Raw genomic sequence first — 19,407 nt, 5'->3', positions numbered from 1 at the left:
CGCTTGCCGTCGGCTTGTCATGTTTGGCAACAGAGGAGCAGCGTCCATGTCGACCATCCCGCATTCACGGGAAGCCCAGGCCGCACAACGTTTCTTCGAGGCGACGCGCAACGTCGACCTCGCCTTTCGCGCCGTTCGCGGCGACGCGGACGATACGACCTCGAGCATCGAATACGCGGCCGCCGTGTCGCGCCTCGATCGCGCGCTCGACGAGCTCGCCCGGGCTCAGGCGCTGTTCGATTCGGCGGTGCGCTTGCGGGCGCGCAAGCGCAATTAGTCTTCGCGTCGCCGGCGTCGGCCATGCTCGATGCCGCGCCGCGCCCGGCGTGAATCGCGCGGCGGCCGCCAGCCGGCGCGAAGCGCCCGCGCCACGCCGCGCCTGCTCAAGGCTCGATCACGCGCGGCGTGACGAGAAAGAGCCGCTCGCTATGGCTGTCCTGCTTGTCGGTCGAGCGGAACAGCGCGCCGACGAGCGGCAGCTTCGAGAGCACCGGCACGCCCGACAGCGTGCTCGAGCGCGCATCCACCTTGTAGCCCGCGATCAGCAGCGCCTGCCCCTGCTCGATGAACGCCTGCGTGTTGATCTCGTTCGACACGATCACCGGAATGTTGTCGACCGTCTGCTGCGACAGCTCGCCGTCGACGATCCGCACGTCGAGCTTGATCTGCGTGCGTCCGCCCTCCTCGACGACCATCGGCAGCACGCGCAGCGACACGCCCGTCGAGATGCTGTACAGGTCGGCCGACGTGTAGCCCGCGACGCGCACGAAGAACTGCTTCTTGTTGTCCATCACCGCCTCGACGTTGTCGAGCGTCGTGACTTTCGGGCTCGCGTCGGTGCGCGCCTGGTTCGACGATTCGAGCGCGTTGATCCGCGCGAGCAGATAGCGGCCCGCGTCGCCGAGCACGGCCGTCAGCGACAGGCCGAGCGGGCTCGCCGGCACGCCGGCCGAATCGTTGCCGGGCAGCGTGATCGAACCGAACGTCGGATTCAGCGAGCCGCTCGCATACGCGTTCTGCGACGTGAGCCCCGTGCCCGTCTGCAAATCGACGTGGCTGTTGTGCGCGCGCCAGTCGACGCCGAGCTGCCTGAGCGCGCCTTCGTCGATCTCGATGATGCGCGCCTCGATCTCGATGAGGCGCGGCTTCACGTCGAGCAGCGCGATCAGGTCCGGGTACTGCGCCATGTGCTCGGGCGCGTCGCGCACGAGAATCGAGTTCGTGCGCGGATCGGGCTGGATCACCGGCAGGTCGGCCGCGTCGCTCGCGCCCGCGGGCACGGCGCTCGCGCCGCCGAGCGCGTCGGGCGCGCGCGCCGCGCCCGGATTCGCGATCGCCGCGGCGATCATCCCGCCAGGACGCGGATCGCTCCCCTGGCCGCCGAGGCCGCCCGCCGGCATGCCCGCGCCGTCGCCCGCCTGCGCGGCCTGCATGTACGGCGGCAGCGGCGGCAAAGGCGGCACGCCGCTGCGTCCGCCGCCGAGATCCGTCATCGGCGCGGCGCGGCCGATCGGCTTGCCGACCGTCGTCTGCGACGCATGCCTGCCTTCGCCCGGGTGATACATCCGGTTCAGCAGCGATGCGACGCCCGGCATCGTCACGGTCGTGCCGTCGACGTTCACGTCGCGATCGGCGGCCCATGCGTGCTTGAGCGTGAACACGCGGATCGTCGTGCCGCCCGTGCGCGCGGAATTCTCGTCGAGCCGCGCGGCGACGCTCGTCACGAGCTCGACGTAGCGCGGCGGCCCCGCGACGAGCGCGGTGCGCTGCTGCGCGTTGTAGGTGACCGGATAGCGCGCGTCGGCAACCTTCATCTGCTCGAGCAGGTCGCGCAGGTCGCCCGTGTTCGCGTGATCGAGCTTCACGAGCGTGCTCTTCATGTCGCTCGCGGGCGTCACGTACAGCACGGTGCCGTCGTAGTACCAGACGAAGCCGAACGATGCGGCGAGCGCGTCGAGGAAGCGCTGCGGCGACATCTTCATCTTGCCGCTGACGGCGCCGCTCACGCCCGGCGCGACGTTCGCCGCGACGTTCTGGCTCGCGGCGAGATCGCGCAGCACGTCCTTCACGTCCTTGCCTTGCGCCGCGTACTGAATTTCGGCGCTGCGCCAGCGAACCGGCGCGGCGTGGGCGGAAAGGCTCGCGAGCGAGCACAGCAGGGGCAGCAAAACGGAAATCTTGGCCTTCATGGGTCCGTCCGGAGGGGGCGCGCACCGTCGGTCGATCAGACGGATCGCGCGCCGCGAATGGGAGACCCCCGCAGTTAACCGCAGCCGCGCGCGGCGAATGCTGCGCGCGGCGAAGGCCCGTTCAATAGAACGAATTGACGGTCCAGCCCGTGACGAGCGGCGTCTGGAGGAATGTATGACCGCCGCTGCAATAGGTGGACTGCCACGGCGTCTTCGCGTAGCTGTCGTACGTCGCCCATTTGCTCGCGAGCCTGACCACGTATCCGCCGCGCGGCTCGGCGGCCTGGTTCAGCGTGACGTTGATCGTCGCGGCGTCCTCGATCAGCTTCGTCGACTGCGCCTCGCCGTGCGCGATCACCTTGTTGCCCTGCACGTCGATGATTTCGACGACGAGCCGCATCTGCCCTTCGCGCCCCTTCAGGTCGCACGTCGCATAGCTCATGTGCATGTACGCGCTCACCGAAATGAGCCCGTTGTTGTCGAGCTTCACGCGCCGGTCGATCGTGTACGTGTACGTGCCGTCCGCTTCGTACGTGATGAGCGATCCGTTCGGATAGGGACCGGCGTAGGTGCTCGAGCATTGCGGGAAATCGGTCGCGCCGGGCGTCGCCATCAGGATCTGGCAGTCCATGTCGGTGCCGCCGATCTTGATTCCCGATTGCGGCAGCCATATGCCGTTCTGGCACGACAGCACCTGCCCGTCCTGGCCCATCGACACGAGTCCCGCGTTCTGCCGCAGAGGATCGGGCGAGCACGGCGTGTTGACGACGACGCTGCCCGTGATCTCGAGCCGATTCGCCGCGACGATGCCGGGCACGATCATGTTGCCGTCGCGGTCCACCGCGAGCGCCTGCCAGCCGCCGCCTGTCCACGCGTACGCGCGGAACGTGTCGAGCGTGAGGCGCACGTCGCCGGCTTCGTTCGATGCGTCGTCGGGCAGGGTGCCGGCCGTGGCGACGGGACTCTTCCAGTGCCCGCCCGCGCCGCGCCACACGCCGTTGCTGCAGCTCAGCAGATTGCCGGCCGCGTCGGCGCCGAGCTTGCCGTTCGCGAAGCCGCCGGCCGTTCCGCAGTTCGCCGCATCCGCGCTGCCTTCCACGAACGTGTGCGTGAGCCAGATCGGCACCTGCATCGCGTTCGCCTCCGGATGGCCGCCGACGCCGACGCGATACAGATAATCGCTGTTGATCTGCTGGCCCGGGCCGTTGAAGAAGATTTCGTTCGCGAGATGGCCGGCGTTCGGCGGCGCGGCGTCGGCCGGATCGCACGTGGGCGAGCTGCCGCCGAGGTACGCGCCGAGCGGCATGCGCCACGCGTCGAACGCGCCGCGCGCCTCCGCCGGCACGCGCGCGCCGATCGAGCCGCCGCCCGGCCCCGCGCTCGCGGCGACGAGCCCGAGCTCCTTGTCGCCGATCGTCTCGCCGCCCGTCGTCACGACGAGCGCGTCGAGCCCGGCGCCGCTCGCGGTCCGCTTGACGAGCACGCACGTATGCTGGCCGTACGCGTTCGCCGGTCGCAGCGCGGCGGGCAGATCGTTCGTCGCCTGCAAATCGGCGAGCGTCATCACGACGGGCGCCTGCGTGTTCGCGCGCTGCAGCCACGCGTCGTAGTCGCGCTTGAGCGCGCGCGTGGCCGCGGCGGTCACCTGCGCCTGGTATTGCGCGGCCTGCTGCGCGCGCACGTCGTCGAGCGACGTATCCACCAACATCGCGATGCCGGCGAGCATCAGCGCGGCGATCGCGAGCGCGCCGAGCATCTCGATCAGCGCGAAGCCGCGCGCGCGGCGGCGGGAAGACGCGAAGCGCATCAGTACGCTTGCCCCATCCACACCGGCAAGCCGTTCGCGATCGTCAGCCCGGCGGGCAACGGCACGCCGTTCGCCGGCACGTTCGGATTCGCGTAGCCGGGACGCACGATCGCGTTGCGATACGCGACGCCCGCGAACAGCGAGCCGTCCGCGAGCGTCGCGATCTCGCCCGCGATGTTCACGGGCGGCGCCGACGCCGCGTACGCGACGACGGTTCCGTTCTCGACATAGTTGCGCCACAGCGGGTTCGCGCCCGGATACCACGCCGGAAACGCGAGTTGCGCGTTCGGCACCGCGCCGCGCGTGCCCGGATGCGTGCGCGCGTAATCGAGCGCGGCCTGGCGGTAGACGGCGAGGTTGTCGGCGAGCGCTTGCGCGGTGCGCGACGGTTGCAGCGCGGCAACGGCGAACGGGCCCTGCAGCGTCGCGTAGACGGCGGCGAGCGCTGCGAAGGCGAGCGCGGCGGCTAAGGCGTACATGAGCGGCGGCGTGGACGGTGGAAAAAAACTCGGGCGGCGTCAGTTCGACTTCCAAACGATCGTGACGGTGCCGGTGCAAGCGCCCGTCGCCTCGGTCGGCGCAACCGGATAGCTCACGGCTTTCTCGCCGACTTTGGCCGACAACCAGTTTCCGCCGGCGGTCAGCGTATTGATGCAGACGTCGCGCGGAACGTTCGTGTACTCGACGGTGAAAGTCTGTCCCGCCCCCGTCACCGTGACGGTGCCGCCCCACGTATTCGAGACGGCATCGTTGTCGCCGGTGGGCAGCGTGTTCGGAAACACCTTCGCGGCGATGAGATTCGCATTCAGCGACTCACTCCCGTAGTTGTTCACCTGCCCCATATAAAGCTTCTTGGTCCCCGTCTGAATCGCATTCAGCTCCTCGGCGAGCCGGTTCGTATTCGCGCTCGAAAACGCCGACCCGAGCAGCGCGATCGCGCCGACGATCACGATCGCCGCGACGCCGAGATACGCGATGCTCTCGAGCAGCGACGCGCCGCGCTCCTTGCGGTGGCGTCGGCAGAACGCCGGTTCGCGTCGATAGGCGGGGTGGGCAGCGAGTGGTTTCATGTTGGTTTCTCCTGGATTGAAAATGCGCGGCGTCAATGCATCGCGCGCGTCATCGCGGCGATTTCCTGCTGGATGCCGAAGAAGCCCGTCACGAGCCAGCCGATCAGCATCGCGAGCACGACGATCGCGGCGCCGTTCAGCACGCGCATCTGCGCGGCGATCCGCGCGACGCCCTCTTCGAGCCACTCGTCGGCGAGCATCTTGAGCGCCGCGTCGAAGCCGCCGTATTCGGCGTAGATGCACAGATCCTCGACGATCTCGCGCGACGGAAACTGATAGCCGGCGTTGAGCAGCGCCTCGCCGGCGTTGAGGCCCGACTTCACGCCGACGAGCGTGTCGTCGATCCGCTCGCGCAGCCACGGCCCCGCGACCACGCCGATCTTGAGCAGCGCCTTCTCGACGGTGACGCCCGACGCCTGCAGCGCCGAGAACGCGATCAGGAAGCCGCTGCCCGCGACGAGCCGGTAGATCGAATAAGGCGGCACGCGGTCCGCGTAGATGCGCAGCGGGCCGCGCCAGCGCGGCAGCGACCACGCGAGCGCGACGAGCGCCGCGGCGAGCGCCGCGACGACGGCGAGCATCCAGCCCTGCACGAACAGCGACATCAGATAGAGCGAGCGCGCGGCGCCGCGCCAGTGCGACGGATCGGCGATCAGCGCGAATTTCGGGATGACGTGCGTGCCGAACAGGTACAGATAGCCGATCACCATCACGACGAGCCCGACCGGATACGCGAGCCCGCCCGTGACCGCGCGGCGGATCTTGCGGCTCGACTGCACGATGTCGGCGACCGACGCGAGCGCGTCCTCGATGCGCCCCGCCTGCTCGCCCGCCGCGACGATCATCTGCTCGGTGGCGGGCACCCACGCGCCCATCGCCTCAGACAGCATCCCGCCGTTCTGCACCGCGAGCCGCCAGTCGGACAGCACGATCGCGAGCGGTTCGCGCGGCTTGCGGCCCTCGCGCGACGCGCGCCATTCGAGCTCCTCGAGCACCTTGAGGAGCGGCAGCCCGTTGCCGAGCATCTTCGCGATCTTCCGATACACGCGCAGCCGCTCGTCGGCGTTCAGGCAGAGCTTCGCCCAGCGGCGATTCAGCTCAAGTGCCATAGCTGAATCCGACCAGCGACAGCTGCTGCCGCGCTTCGCCCGCCGCCGGCGCGAGCGTGCCGACGACCCGCTCGACGCCGCGCGGATCGACGAGCCCCGCCGCGATCTTGTGCAGCGCGTGCTCGGCGAGCGTCACCCCGCCGAGCGTGCGGGTCCAGTATTCGAGCGCGCCGGCCTTGTCGCCTTCGCGCAGGAACTCGAACAGCCGCGCATCCGGCAGGATCACTTCGGCGACGACCGTGCGGCCGATCGTGCCGACCGAGCCGCAATGCGCGCAGCCGTCGCCCGCGATGCACGCGTCCTGCATCCGGCCGTCGAGCGCGCCGCGCAGCCGCGCGAAGAGGCCCGGCTCGATGCGGTCGGGATGATCGACGAGCCGCAGCTTGCAATGCGGGCACAGCAGCTTCACGAGACGCTGGCTGACGAGGCCGGAAATCACCGTGTGATCGGTAACCATCCGTGCGTGCAGGCCGAGATCGATCAGGCGGTCGGCGATCGCGAGCGCGCTGTTCGCGTGCACGGTCGTCCACACCTGATGGCCCGTCATCGACGCGCGCAGCGCCGTCTGCCCGGATGCGCGATCGCGGATCTCGCCGATCATGATCGTGTCCGGGTCGAGCCGCATCGCGTTCGTGATCGCCGCCGCGAACGCGAGCGCGCGGGCCTCCTCGGTCGGCGCGTTCGCGACCGGCGTCTGCACCGCGCCGTCGATCGGGTATTCGATCGGGTCCTCGACGGTGATCACGTGCAGGCTGCCGCGCGATTCGTCGATCTGCGCGGCGAGCGTGCGCTGCAGCGTCGTCGATTTGCCGGAGCCCGTCGGCCCGCTGATGATGTTCATCCCGTGCGGCTGCGCGCGCAGCGCGCGGAACGCCGCGACGTGCCCGGGCGCGAAGCCGAGCGCCGCGAGATCGGTCGCGTCGCCCGCGTCGTTGTAGAGCAGCCGCAGCACCATCAGGCTGCCTTCGCTCGTCGGCGTCGTCGCGATCCGCACGCCGTACAGGTCGTCCGGCAGCTTGTCGCGGTCGCCGATGCTCGCGTCCTGCCGCTCGCTCGGCCGGTAGCTGTTGTCCGACACGGTCGTCATCGCGCCGTACAGCGTCGCGAGCAGCCGCTCGCCGTGCTCGCGCGTGTGCTCGTTCACACGCGCGAGCTCGTTGTGCACGCGGAAGTAGACCTCGGTGCTGAAGCGGCGCACGCGAATGTGGATGTCGGATGCGCGCTCGCGGCACGCGCGGCCGATCAGCTCCTTCGCGAGCACCTGCATCACCGTGTGATCGAGCCGCTCGCCGCCGCCCGCGGCGTTTTGCCGGTACGCCTCGCGCACCTGCATCAGCGTCGCGGGCGTCGGCCGGTACGGCCGGCCCATCCGGTCGAGCCGCGCGCGATACGACAGCACGAACGGATTCATCTCGTGGCCTTCGGCGATGAGCAGCCGCCCGTCGTCGAGCAGGCAGACGAACTTGCGCTCCTCGACGCTCGCGGCGAAGTCGCCCGCTTCGCTGACGGCGCGCGGGCCGCGCGGCGGCGCGGCGTCGGCAACGACGGGCGGCGTCGCGCGCACGGCCGACGCGTCGGGTCGTTGCGCGTCCTGGCTCATGATCCGCTCGCGGGCAGGGAAGGCAGCGAGGGCAGCGTCGGCAGCGGCGCGGCCGCGTCGGCCGGCAGCGACGGATTGCCCGCGTAAGAAGGCGACGGCGACGCCGTCGACAGCCGGACCGTGCGCCCGCGATTCGACACGACGACCGCGCGCGGCCCGATCGCGACGACGCGCCCGCCATCCGGCAGCGCGTCGCCGCGCTGTACTTCGAATTCGGCGCCGCCGTTCATCCGCAGCGTCGCGAACGCGCGCTTGCCGACGCCCTCGATCGCCGTCACCTCGAACTGCCCGGCCGGCGCGCCGCCGCGCACGCGTGCGAGCTGCGCGGCCCGCTCGGCCACCTGCTGCTCGGTCTCGAGCTTCTTCAACTGCGCCTGCAGCAGCACCGTCTCGCTTTGCAGTTGCGTGAGCCGCGCGGCGGTCGCGCCGCCGTCGTCGGACGGCAGGCCCCCCGCCGCGCGCGCGGCGCCGGCGAGCAGCGCGGCGCCAAGCGCGCACATCGATCGGACGCGACTATTTCGCATAGAGCACTCCTTCGAGAGTCCACTGATTGTTCTGATAAGCGATGCGCTGCACGCGCAACCCCGGCACGTCGATCGCGCGCATGAACTCGGGCGGCGCGAGGCCGCCCAGGCTCGCGTTGAACCGGTACGCGCGCCACGCGGGCGCGGCGGCCGCCTGCTGCGCGAGATTCGCGAGCGGCGCGTGCGACGATCGATCGGGAAGCAGCCGGTCCAGTTTAGCGGCCGCATCCAGCATTTGGAGACGCGACAGAAGCTGTGTCCTGACAGCCGAATCGTCGACGAGCGGCGTGTCGTCCGCCGTCGGTGCGGTGAGCGGCACGTCGAGCGTCGCGCGCTCTCCGTCGGTGGCGACGATGGCGGCGGGCTGCTCGGCGAGCAGGTAGCGCACGTTCGAGCCGTTGCGCGCCCACGCGTAGCGCGCTGTGCCCGGCGTGCATTCGTAGCGCTCGAGCCGCCAGCCGCCCGGCGCGAGCCGCCCGAAACGCGTCGCGCACGCGCGTGAGAACGCGATCGCATCGGGCAGCGTCGCCCACGGATGCGCGACGGGCTCGCTCTTCGCCTGCCGCGCGGCGAGCTCCGCGCGCACGCGCGCGAGCGCCGCCTCGCGCTCCTCGGCCTCGACCTTCGCGCGATGATGCCAATACGCGAGCAGGCCGCCGCCCGCGACGCACACGGCGGCCGCCGCGATCAGCGCGGTGCGCGGCGGCAAGCGCCGCTCGACCGGCCGCAGCGCCCACCAGCGCTCGGTGCGCGGCCGGCCGCCGCGGCGCGGCAGCAGCTCGTCGAGCCGCTTCGGCTGAAAATTCTGGAAGCCCTGCCTCTCGAGCTCCGGCTCGCCGATCACGACGTTCCAGCCGCCCCACGCGTAATCGGTATGCAGCCGCTCGAGCGCTTCCTCGCGGCTGCCGACCCAGTCGCCGTTCGGCATGAACGCGTGGTCGCGCACCGCGAAATACGCCCAGCGCCCGTCGGGCAGCGCGAACGCGCCGAGCCAGTTCGGCGCGGGCTGGCGCCGCCCGTTGTAGAACGCGCCTTCGAGCGCGATCGCGCGCGACACCATCGCGCCGAGCGACAGATGCCCGGGCGCGAAGCCGTCGCGCGTGTTCGCATAGCCGGCCGCCGCGACGCCGCGATCGATCCGCAGCACCATCAGGTCGAACTTCAGCTTCTTCGCGAGCTCGACCGCTTCGGCGCGCAGCTCGTTGCGCCTCGACAGCGATTGCCAGAACAGCCCGCCGACGAAGCGCTGGCGGCCGATTTGAATCACTTGCGCGCTCATCGCTGGCTCCGTCACGCGCCGCCGCGCTGCGTGACGGGCGTGATCAGGATCACGATCACCTCGCGCGAGCGCTGCGCCTCGTAGCCGCCGCCGAGCGCGATCATCTTCGGCACGCCGACGCCGCGCTCGTCGAGCGAATCGTTCGCGCCTTCGTAGCCGCTGATGACGAGCGTCTCGCCGGACTTCATCGCGACGCGCTGCAGGAAGTTGCGCATGTCGACGTCGGGCGTCTGGATGCGCGTCGCGTCGCGGCCCGCGCTGCTCGACACTTCCTTCAGCTCGAGCAGCGACGAGATGTTCGTCGAGAACTGCAGCATCACGGTGCCGTCGTCGAGCACGTGCGGCAGCAGCGTCATGTTGAAGCCGGTCGTCACGGTGCCCGGCGTGAGCGCCGTCGACGAGCCGACGTTCGCGGTGTTCGTCGTCGACACCGACGCGAGATAGCCCGTCTGCGTCGCGACCTGCACGGGCACCGGCTGGTTGTTGAGCGTCGTGACCGACGCCGACGTCTTGCGCCGCACCGTGCCCTGCTGCGACAGCGCGCGAATCAGCAGCTTCGTGCCGTTGAAGCGGCTCGTCGGGCTGAGCACCGTCGCGGACAGATCGGCCGGCGCGAGCGACACCGGCTTGAACGGATTGGCGATGTCGAATCCCGCCGACACCGTCTTGTAGACGAGGGACCAGTCGATGCCGTAGGCGTCGCCCGCATTCAGCGACACGCTGAGCACGGTCACGTTGAGCAGCACCTGCCGCGACAGCGACCGGTTCTGCTGCGCCATGAACGCGGCGACGCGCTCGAGCACGTCGGGCGTGTCGGTCACCGAGATCGAGCCGGTCGCGGGCGACGAAACCGAGCTGCCGTAGCGCGAAAGCATCGACTGGATCGCGCTTTGCAGCCCGTTGAACACCGACAGCTGCGAATTCACCGCGGTGTTCGCCGTGTTGTTCGCGGTGAGGCCCGTCGTGCCGGAGCCGGCGCCGTTCGCGCCGCCGCCCGAGCCGCCCGCCTGCGAGCCGCCCGACGCGCCGTCGCTCGTCGCCCCGCTCACCACCGACGCGTTCAGCGACGAGTCGCCGGGAATCGCGTTGACCTGGAACGTGCGCGTATCGGTGAAGAAGAAGCGGATCGTCCCCTGCTCGAATTTCCAGAACACGCCGAAGCGCGCGCACGCCGCGTCGAGCAGGCCGCTCAGCGTGCCGCCCGCGTACAGGATGCGCACCGCCGCGAACGACGTGCCGCCGCCGTCCGCGCCCGCGCCGCCGCCCGCCTTGCCGACGCCCGACGGCGCGCCGCCCGGCATCCCGGGCGGCAGCGGCGGCATCGAGCGCTCGCCCGCCGCGTTGAGAAACACGCTCGCGCCGCGCGCCGCGCCGTCCGCGCCGCCGCCGTGCTGCGAACGCGCGGCCGCCTGCTGCGCGCTCGCGGCGACCTGCGTCGGCACCTGCGTGAGCCGCGTGATCTGCTCGGCGAATTCGGATAACGAAGAGACCGAGCGATCGAACGAAGCCGGCTCGTCGAAGAGCGCGGGCAGCTGTTCGCTGCTTCGCAGCTTGACGGCGCCCGCCGACACCCATAGCCCGTTGTCGACGACGACGGGCGCGAGCGCATGCACGGTGTTTTCGCCTTCGGACGCGCGCTTGAGGAGTGTGTCCGACGCGCTCGAATCGCGGTGCGCGTCCCGCTCGATGCCGCCGCGCAGCCCGGTGCAGCCGGCGAGCAGCACGGCGGCCAGAAACGAAATGGCGAAATAGACGCGCATCAGCCCGCTCCTTGCGCGACGACGCGCAACACGTGATTGCCTTGATAGAGAATCGCCTGGATCGGCGTCGACGTGCGGCCGAGACTCGCGACGAGCGCTTGCAGCGCATCCTCGAACGAGCCGCGCAGCGTCGCCTGCGCATCGATGCTGAAATCGACGGGCGCATCCCAGACGAGCTGCCAGCCCGCCGTGCGCGCCCATCGCGACAAGACGCCGCGAATCGTGCCGTCGGACGTGCGTACGTCCCAGAGATACTCGTTCAGGACGTGCCCGTTTGGGACGTGCCCGTTCGGGACATGCCCGTTCGGGACGTGCCCGTTCGGGACGGAGCGCGCCGTGGGCTGCGCGGCGGTCGCAGGCGCGAGCGCGGGCGTGGTCGCGGCGGCCGGCACCGCCGTCTCGGGCGACGCGTCCGCGCCCGGCGCGGACACGGCGGACGCCGGCTGCGGCGGCGCGCGAAAGACATCGGCTCGCTGCGCCGTCAGCGGCGCGTGATCGAAGCGCCCGGCGGATGCATCGCCCGATGCCGGATCGGTGCCGGCGGGCGGACCGCTCGCCGCGCAATCGGTTGCAAAGAGCGCGATCGCGATGGACGCGGCCGCGGCGACCGTAGCGCCGTGCATCATGTTTTTCCTCGTTACTCGACTGCCGTCGTGCGCCGCTGGCCCCCGCGCTTTGCCGCTCGACGATCCCGGATGCCGCGCCCGACGCATCGGGCTGCCTTCGCGACCGGAAATGGCTTTCCGGACCCGGGATTACCTCGGCTTTACATAATAGGTCTGCGCACGCAGTCGCATTATTGAATTGATTATTGCGCGGCAAATATACCCCGAATAGTTTGACAAAAGCTAGTTGGCATGCAAAATTCAATAGATCATTCAATTTCCCACTCGCCGCGCGCAATGCGCCGCCCATTCCATTCATTCGAATCGCCAAGATGAACCAGCATCCCGCCGCCGCCCCGCTGCGCGATCTCGCGGGCGAAGTGCTCGGCCTGATCGACCTGAAGCAGATGTTCACCGACATCCACATCGAGCAAGACCGCCCCGTCACGATCAAGACGCCGCGCGGCTGGATCGAGACGAGCGACGAACCGGTGCTCCTCGACGACATGCGGCCGCTGCTCGACGCGATCGACGAGCATTGGGAGAACGCGCTGCGCCAGGGCACGCTCGATCGCCCGTTCGTCCTCACGCGCTGCCGGCTGCGCTGCCACGTGTATCGCGCGGGCGGCGGCCGCAAGATCGTGATCTCGATGCGCCGCCTGCCGCTCGCGCCGCTGCCGCTCGAGGAGCTCGGCCTGCCCGTGTACGTGCGCTCGATGCTCGACAACACGAAGGGCATCATCCTCGTCACCGGCCCGACGGGCTCGGGCAAGACGACGACGATCGCGTCGCTGCTCGAGCACGTCAACGCGACGCGCAACACGCATATCGTCACGATCGAGGAGCCGATCGAATACTATCTGGAGCGCCGCCAGTCGATCATCTCGCAGCGCGAAGTGCCGACCGACACGCCGAATTTTCCGCACGGGCTGCGCGAGGCGCTGCGGCAGAAGCCGGACGTCGTGATGGTGGGCGAGGTGCGCGACGCGCAGACGGCCGACACGCTGCTGCAGGCGGGCGAATCCGGGCACCTCGTGCTCGCGACGATGCACACGGGCAGCGCGGTCAGCGCGCTCAACAAGCTGCTGTCGTTCTTTCCGGCAGGCGAGCGCGACCGGCACGCGGTCGCGCTCGCCGAATCGCTGATCGGCATCGTCTGCCAGAGCCTCGTGCCGAGCGCGGACGGCGAGAGTCTCGTGCTCGCGAGCGAGCTGCTGTTCAACAACAACAACCAGGTCGCCAAGCTGATCGCGGACCCGGCGAAGCTGCACCTCGTCAACGAATTCCTGCGGCGCCGGGAGGACAACATGTCGCGCTCGCTGAACGACGATCTCGCCTCGCTCGCGGCGCGCAACCGGATCACGACGAAAGACGCGTTACGGGCAACTTACAATCGGCTCGAACTGCATGAAATGATGCAGTCCATTGTTAATCGTTAGATGCATGCGCATCCGATCCGGCATTTTTATATGCCGATCTAAAATCGAAAAAAAATCATATAAACAAGCCCGATCCCGCGTTAATCGACTGGTCGCATTAATTTCAAAAGACGATTGCGGCGGCGAGCCCGAATCGTGCGCGATCGTCGCTTGATAATGTGCGGAATTTGCATCAATTGCCGAGCAGGCGCGTCTGACTCCTGAGGCCGAGGCCGAGGCCGTCCGGCAGCGACGAAAGCGGCGTGGGCGTGGGCGGGCGTGAAGACGGATGCGCCCGCGCCGACGGCTTCGTGGCGGCGAGCGCCGCCTTGGCTGTGGCTGTGGCTGTGGCTGTGGCTGTGGCTGTGGCTGTGGCTGTGGCTGTGGCTGTGGCTGTGGCTGTGGTTGCGGATGCAGGTGCGGGTGCGGCTTCGATTGCGGCTTCGGGTGCCGTTGCGCGTGCGGGTGCAGGTGCGCTCACGTGTGCCATGGCCGGCGCGTCTCGCGCCGATGCCGGCGCGCCCGACGACGCCGGCCGCGACACGAGCGCCGAATCCGTCGTCATCACGCGCGGCGTCACCAGCACGAGCCGCCGCGCGCCGCGCCCGGAGGCAAGCGGCAGCGCCACCGCCGCGCACTCCCCTGCCGCGAGCGTCACGCTCGACGTGGCTTCGCCCAGCGTTGCTTCGCCCGACGTCGTATCGACCGATGTCGCTTCGCCCGGCGAAAGCGCGCCGACCGAGCGGCCGCCGCCATCCTCGCGGCGCTCGACGATCCGCATGTCGAGCGCGTAGCGGCCCGCCTGCGCGGTCTCGCGCGGCGTGACGCGCATCGCGAAACCGCTTCTCCGCGAGTCGAGCGTTCGCACGTCGCCGTCATTCGACGGGACGAACGCCTGCCGCAGACGGCCGAAATCCGCGTTGCCGTCGGGAAGCGTCAATGTCGAGCCGTCGACGTCGATCGATGCCGCACCGCGCGCGGCGAGTTCGGCGACGCGTACACGCGCCTGCGCGCAGCCGTCCGTCGCGATCGCGATGCGCGGCGCGGATGCGCTGGCGGGTTTGGACGATCCGGGTGCGCCGGCGGCGTTGGACGCGCCGGATGCGGCCGGCGTCCCATTTACGGCGGCTGCGGCGGTTGCGCGAGACGCGCCGGATGTGCTGGACGTGCTGGACGTGCTGGATGTGCTGGATGTGCTGGATGTGCTGGATGTGCTGGATGTGCTGGACGTGCTGGACGTGCTGGACGTGCTGGACGTGCTGGACGTGCTGGACGTGCTGGATGTGCTGGATGTGCTGGATGTGCTGGACGTACTGGACATGCCGGACGTGCTAGACGTGCCGGACGCGCTGGACATGCCGAACATGCCGGTTACGGCGGATGCGCGACGCGAATCCGCCGCACCCGACGCCGCCGACGATTCCGCTCGCCCCGGCGAACGCGAAGCATCGCGCGCATCGCCCGCCGCGCGCGATGCCGCGGAGGCCCGCACGTCGTCGCGCCACCGCAACCCCAGCGCATCGAGCTGCGCGGGCGCGAGCGTCGCGCCGAACGCGTCGATCCGTATCGGCGCGGGCAGCGTGTCGAGCTGCGCGACGAGCCGCGCGTCGTGCGCGAGGCGCGCGGGCACGTCGCGGATCAACACGGTGTTCGAGCGCGCGTCCGCGCCGACGATCGGCAGCGACGCGGTGAATTCGCGCACGCCCGGCACCGCGCGCGGTGCCGCGCCCTCCGCTTCAAGCCGCCGGCGCAGCCGCGTCGCGAGCCCCGGCAGCGACGCGTCGCCCCCATCGTCCCCATCGCCAACGTCGACGCGCACGTCGCGATCGGCCGCCGCGCGCGCGCGCAGCCGGAACGCGCGCGTCTCGGTTCGCACGCGCGCCTGCGCGGCCACGTCGAGCGCACGCGCGGCGGCCAGCACGAGCGCGACGTAGCGCGGCGGGCCGGCGGCCCGCACGATCCGCGCCGCGTCGTCATAAGCGGGCCGCCAGCGCCCGTCGACGATCCGCTGCCGAGCGAGCGTCGCGCGCAGCTCGGCGGGCGTCGCGTAATTGAGCCGCACCGCCGCGCGCCCGAACGCATCGGGCGCGACGAGTTGCAGCACCGCGCCGTCGTAATACCACGCAAGCCCGCATGTGCGCGCGACCCAGTCGACGAAACGCTGCGCGGGCAGCGCGTCGCGCACGTCGAGCCGGCACGGCGTGCGCGCGTCGACGTCGATTGCGACACCCGAACGGCGGCTCAGCTCGCTCAACGCGTCGACGGCGCTCACCGCCCCGACGCGATAGTCGAAGCGCGCGAGCGGCCACGCGAGCGGCACCGCTCGCAGCGCCGGCGCATGGCCCGCGAGCGCGAGCGCCACGGCGGCAGCCGATGCGGCCGCGCGCCGCGTCACGATGCGCGATCCGTCGATTCCGCGTCCGCGCCCAGGTTGAGGCGATAGCCGGTCGCATACGCCGCGTGCACGGTCCAGCCGATGCCCGCCGCCTTCAGCCGGCTGCGCAGCCGGCTCACGTACATGTCGACCGAGCGGGTTTGCGCGCACGCGTCCGCGCCCCACACGAGCCGCAGCAGGTCCTGCCGCTGCACGACCGCGCCCGGATGCTCGGCCAGATGCCAGAGAATGTCGAATTCCTTCGCGCTGAACGCGTGCGACGCGCCGCCGTCGGACACCGTCAGCGTCGCGCGCGACAGCACGTAGCGGCCGAGCGGCATGCGAGCGCTATCGGCCGACAGCGCCGCGAAGCGCCGCAGCAGCGCGCGCACGCGCGCGAGCAGCGTCTGCTTTTCGAGCGGCTTGACGAGGAAGTCGTCCGCGCCGGCGTCAAGAATCTTGACGATGTCCTCTTCGTCCGAATGCACGGTCTGGAAGATCACCGGCACGATCGAGCGCGCGCGGCCGCGCACCCATGCGAGCAGCCGCTCGCCCGTCATCCCGGGAAGATCCCAGTCGAGAAGCAGCAGATCGGCCCAGCTGTCGCCGAGAAAGCGCCGCGCGGCGAGCCCGTCCTCGAACGCCTCGACGCGGTAGCCCTCGGCCTTGAGCCACGTGACGAGCAGCGTGCGCTGCACCGGATCGTCCTCGACGACGACGATCTGCTTGGGCTGCTGCACGGTGCGCTGCATGTTCGGTTCGGACATCGCGAAATTATGGGTCGTCAAGCGAAAAAACGAGAAAACGCGCGCCGCCGCTCAGCCGTCCGGCGCGACGCTCGCGCGCCAGCGCGCGATGCCCTCGGGCACGACGGGCGCCGCGCCGAGCGCCGGCGCGAGCGTCGGCAGGCGCATCACGAACGACGTGCCCGCGCCGCGATTCGATTCCGCGTGCAGCGTGCCCGCATGCGCGGCGACCACCTGCGCGGCGAGCTGCAGGCCGAGGCCGAAGCCCATCGAGCCGCGCTTCGCGAGCGGCGCGAAATCCGTCATCCGAGCGTCCGGCGCGAGGCCCGGCAGGCCGCCCGCCCAATCGCGGATCGTCACTTCCGCGTGCGCGTCGCGCACGTGCAGCCGGATCTCGACGCGCGCGCCCTGCCGCGACGCCTGCACCGCATTGTCGATCAGATTCTGCAGCGCGCGGGCGACAAATACGCGCGCGCCGCGCAACCACAGCGGCGCGGCGTCGTCGAGCCAGAGCTGCAACGCGACGCCGCGATAGACGGCCGCCACTTCGAGCTTCGGCACGAGCTCGCGCAGCATCCCGCGCAGATCGAAGCGCACGAAATGGCGTTGCCGCAAATCGTCCGCCGCCGACGCGACAAGATAGTCCTGACCGAGCAGCAGCGCATGCCGCGCGAGCTGCGCGATCCGTTCGAGGCCGCCGCACGCGGCGAACGCGTCGGGATCGGCGTCGTGCAGCTGGGTCAGCGCGAGGATCGAATTCTGCGGCGAACGCAGGTCGTGCGCGAGAAAACGCAGCGACGCGACGCGCTCGTCGAGCGCGCGGCGCAGCGGCGTGACGTCGGCGACCGTGACCGTCGCCGCGATCGCCTGATCGCGCTCGACCGGTTGCAGCGTGAGCCACAGGATCGCGTCGTCGGTCTCGAATTCGAGTCCTTGTGCGAGCGCCTCGAAGAGCGCGGCGGCGTCCGCGCCCGCCGCGTCGCCGAGCACCGCGCGCAGCGGCAATCCGGCGGGCAGCGCGCGGCCGAACAGCGCGCGCGCGCGCGCGGTGGCCGCGACGATCGCGCCGTCGCGGTCGAGCGCGAGCGTGCCCCACGCCTGCCGGTCCTGCATCATCTGGAAGATTCGGGCATCGGCCCCGTGCGGCGCGCTCAAGTTCGACTCCGGCGGACGTTCGGTTCCGCGTATGTTTGGACGGGCCGCGACGCGGCGGCGCGAGCGCGCAGTGTGTACCGATTCGAAAGCGCTTGTCCAGTGCCGCCGCGCCGCGTCGCCCGCGCGCTCAGAAGTCGGCCTTCTGCTTGAGGTCGCCCGCGCTCACCGTCACTTCGTCCGGCGTGAACTCCATGTTGCCGCCCGCGCCGCGCTTGCCCACATGCGCGTTCACGAACGGATTGCCGCCCGACTCGAGACGCTCCAGCTCCTTCGTCGCGCCGGCGTTCAGCTTCACATTGCCGTCCTTGTCGACGACGCCGACCGAATTATTGCTGCCGTTGTACAGGTTGCCCTGCGAGTCCATCTTCAGGTGCAACGCCTCGCCGCCCGCCTTCGTGTTCAGCTTCACGTCGCGCAGGTCCTCGCCGGGCTTGCCGCCCGCAGGCGGCGTCGCGTGGTTCGTCGGGCCGTTGTTGCCGGCCGGCGTGTCGTCGTTCGAATCGCCGCCGATGTTCGTGTCGTCGCCGCCGCCCGAATCGCCCTGCATCAGCAGTTCCTCGATTTCGTGGAGCAGTTCCTCGATCTTCCGATCGCGGCTGCTCGGCGAAGTCGACGAAGTGTGGAACTGCGACGGATGGAGAGTCTGCAACGAAATGCCGTTAACGCTCATGATCGTCTCGCTATGAATGTGAATCGACTGAGGGAAAGGGAAAAGAACGCGCGCGGCCTTGCTGCGCCCGCGGTTCGTCAACAAGCTTAGGCGGCGCGCCCTCATGCGCCGCGAAGCGGGCGAAGCGGCGTCGCGGCGGACGAAACGACGGGTCGCGCGCCGCGCGCCGCCGCCGCCGCCGCGCGACACGGCGCGGTTCGCCGCGCGCGACGGCGCTTCGCGCGCACCGCCCGCTCGTTCGCGCGCAACGGCGATCATCGTCGCCGGGTCATCTCTACTCGACGCATCCCACCGACATGGCGATCAAACCGTGCAACAAGGCCGCGTTGCGCGCGCTGCTCTCGGCCTTCTCGGCCGGGCTGCGCGCGAACGCGCACGCGGACCTCGACGAACTGCTGCTTGCGCTGCGCGCGTTGCAGCCGCGGAACGCCGCGGTCGACCTGTGCGACGTGCGGCTGCGGATCAGCCGGCGCGACTGGATCGGCGCGCTGCACATCCTGCGCACGCTCGAGGAGCAGGAACGCGGCACGCCGCTGTGCTCGGCGTTGCAGAGCTGGTGCCTGTTCGCGCTGCGGGACGACGACTGGCGGCGCTATGCGCAGACCGTGCTGCTGTCGGGGGATCGGGCGTCGACGGCGCTCGTCGGGCGATTCCTGAAGGTGAACGAGCTCGCGGCGAGCGACCGGGGCGAACACGACGACGATGTCGCCGCGCGCGTCTCGCAGTTGCTGCGGCTCGATCGGTATCAATGGGCGCGGCACGTGCATGCGAGCGGGATGGGGTGACGGGCGGTTGGGTTCGTTGTTCGTTGTTCGTTGTTCGTTGTTCGTTGTTCGTTGTTCGTTGTTCGTTGTTCTACGTTTTTCGTTCTACGTCTCTCGTTTGCCGGTTTCGTCTTGCAGTTCGCGGTGTGCGTGTGTGCGGTTCGCGGTTCGCGACAGATTTCCCATACGCCGCAGCAAACGAGATCGCTCGAAATCGGCAACGCGCATCATGGCAAGCCTCGCGTCCGCGATCGACGCGCATCGCACACTCGAATGCGATTTCCGCGAATGCACGCGACGTTCGCCGTCACGAATTCGTCGCTCGGCCGCGACTTCC

16 protein-coding genes and 1 pseudogene are annotated in these 19,407 nt (G+C 70.0%); 3 read left to right on the top strand and 14 right to left on the bottom strand.

All coding sequences use genetic code 11. The features are described from left to right. Nucleotides 1-46 precede the first annotated feature (46 nt). Nucleotides 47-277: a hypothetical protein gene (locus WS91_RS14730; protein ID WP_038743759.1), complete on the top strand. Its 231-nt coding sequence runs from the start codon at nucleotides 47-49 to the stop codon at nucleotides 275-277. A gap of 106 nt (nucleotides 278-383) precedes the next feature. Here WS91_RS14730 and sctC read toward each other — a convergent pair whose 3' ends face one another. The 10 genes from sctC to WS91_RS14680 all read right to left on the bottom strand — a co-directional run bounded on the left by sctC (nucleotide 384) and on the right by WS91_RS14680 (nucleotide 11,964). Beyond that, nucleotides 384-2,189 (bottom strand): type III secretion system outer membrane ring subunit SctC, encoded by a 1,806-nt coding sequence (gene sctC / locus WS91_RS14725; protein ID WP_059670488.1) that lies wholly within the window; start codon nucleotides 2,187-2,189, stop codon nucleotides 384-386. A 121-nt stretch (nucleotides 2,190-2,310) separates the two neighbouring features. Next, on the bottom strand, nucleotides 2,311-3,996 hold the full coding sequence (gene pilV / locus WS91_RS14720) for a shufflon system plasmid conjugative transfer pilus tip adhesin PilV (protein WP_059670487.1): 1,686 nt from the start codon (nucleotides 3,994-3,996) through the stop codon (nucleotides 2,311-2,313). Further along, nucleotides 3,996-4,475 (bottom strand): type IV pilus biogenesis protein PilM, encoded by a 480-nt coding sequence (gene pilM / locus WS91_RS14715; protein WP_059670486.1) that lies wholly within the window; start codon nucleotides 4,473-4,475, stop codon nucleotides 3,996-3,998. Before pilM ends, pilV begins: the two co-directional genes overlap by 1 nt. Before the next feature lie 39 nt (nucleotides 4,476-4,514). Further along, nucleotides 4,515-5,066, bottom strand: coding sequence for a type 4 pilus major pilin (locus WS91_RS14710; RefSeq protein WP_038743749.1), 552 nt, complete (start codon nucleotides 5,064-5,066; stop codon nucleotides 4,515-4,517). A gap of 32 nt (nucleotides 5,067-5,098) precedes the next feature. Then, entirely contained in the window at nucleotides 5,099-6,175 is a 1,077-nt protein-coding gene (locus tag WS91_RS14705) for a type II secretion system F family protein (protein WP_038743747.1), read from the bottom strand. Continuing rightward, complete coding sequence (locus WS91_RS14700) at nucleotides 6,165-7,775, bottom strand: GspE/PulE family protein (protein ID WP_059670485.1); 1,611 nt, start codon at nucleotides 7,773-7,775, stop codon at nucleotides 6,165-6,167. The genes WS91_RS14705 and WS91_RS14700 overlap by 11 nt, the downstream gene beginning before the upstream one ends. Continuing rightward, the gene (gene pilP / locus WS91_RS14695; RefSeq protein WP_059670484.1) at nucleotides 7,772-8,275 is read right to left on the bottom strand and encodes a type IV pilus biogenesis protein PilP; all 504 of its coding nucleotides are present in this window, start codon (nucleotides 8,273-8,275) and stop codon (nucleotides 7,772-7,774) included. The genes WS91_RS14700 and pilP overlap by 4 nt, the downstream gene beginning before the upstream one ends. A gap of 13 nt (nucleotides 8,276-8,288) precedes the next feature. Next, a complete protein-coding gene (pilO2, locus tag WS91_RS14690) occupies nucleotides 8,289-9,578 on the bottom strand; it encodes a type 4b pilus protein PilO2 (RefSeq protein ID WP_059647611.1) in 1,290 nt (429 codons plus the stop codon). An 11-nt stretch (nucleotides 9,579-9,589) separates the two neighbouring features. Beyond that, complete coding sequence (gene pilN / locus WS91_RS14685) at nucleotides 9,590-11,338, bottom strand: PilN family type IVB pilus formation outer membrane protein (protein WP_059576088.1); 1,749 nt, start codon at nucleotides 11,336-11,338, stop codon at nucleotides 9,590-9,592. Beyond that, nucleotides 11,338-11,964 (bottom strand): toxin co-regulated pilus biosynthesis Q family protein, encoded by a 627-nt coding sequence (locus WS91_RS14680; protein ID WP_059670483.1) that lies wholly within the window; start codon nucleotides 11,962-11,964, stop codon nucleotides 11,338-11,340. Before WS91_RS14680 ends, pilN begins: the two co-directional genes overlap by 1 nt. A 311-nt stretch (nucleotides 11,965-12,275) precedes the next feature. Between WS91_RS14680 and WS91_RS14675 the strand changes: the two genes are divergently transcribed. Then, on the top strand, nucleotides 12,276-13,382 hold the full coding sequence (locus WS91_RS14675) for a type IV pilus twitching motility protein PilT (protein WP_038743733.1): 1,107 nt from the start codon (nucleotides 12,276-12,278) through the stop codon (nucleotides 13,380-13,382). A 1,135-nt stretch (nucleotides 13,383-14,517) separates the two neighbouring features. Here the strand turns inward: WS91_RS14675 and WS91_RS38185 are convergent. From WS91_RS38185 to WS91_RS14655, 4 genes and pseudogenes are all read right to left on the bottom strand, one after another. Further along, nucleotides 14,518-15,756: pseudogene (locus WS91_RS38185) on the bottom strand (secretion protein); the annotation flags it as partial. Beyond that, nucleotides 15,753-16,502, bottom strand: coding sequence for a response regulator transcription factor (locus WS91_RS14665; protein ID WP_038743729.1), 750 nt, complete (start codon nucleotides 16,500-16,502; stop codon nucleotides 15,753-15,755). The gene WS91_RS14665 and the pseudogene WS91_RS38185, both read right to left, overlap by 4 nt. Nucleotides 16,503-16,553: 51 nt before the next feature. Next, on the bottom strand, nucleotides 16,554-17,594 hold the full coding sequence (locus tag WS91_RS14660) for a sensor histidine kinase (RefSeq protein ID WP_059670528.1): 1,041 nt from the start codon (nucleotides 17,592-17,594) through the stop codon (nucleotides 16,554-16,556). A 169-nt stretch (nucleotides 17,595-17,763) separates the two neighbouring features. Further along, entirely contained in the window at nucleotides 17,764-18,411 is a 648-nt protein-coding gene (locus WS91_RS14655; protein ID WP_059670527.1) for a hypothetical protein, read from the bottom strand. A gap of 191 nt (nucleotides 18,412-18,602) precedes the next feature. Between WS91_RS14655 and WS91_RS14650 the strand changes: the two genes are divergently transcribed. After that, nucleotides 18,603-19,091 (top strand): HrpB1 family type III secretion system apparatus protein, encoded by a 489-nt coding sequence (locus tag WS91_RS14650; protein ID WP_038743725.1) that lies wholly within the window; start codon nucleotides 18,603-18,605, stop codon nucleotides 19,089-19,091. Nucleotides 19,092-19,407 lie beyond the last annotated feature (316 nt).

This window comes from Burkholderia sp. MSMB1498 (genome assembly GCF_001526245.1).
Lineage (GTDB): Bacteria > Pseudomonadota > Gammaproteobacteria > Burkholderiales > Burkholderiaceae > Burkholderia > Burkholderia savannae.
Note: the sequence above shows the minus strand (reverse complement) of the source record. Positions and strands in the feature narration are given on the sequence as shown.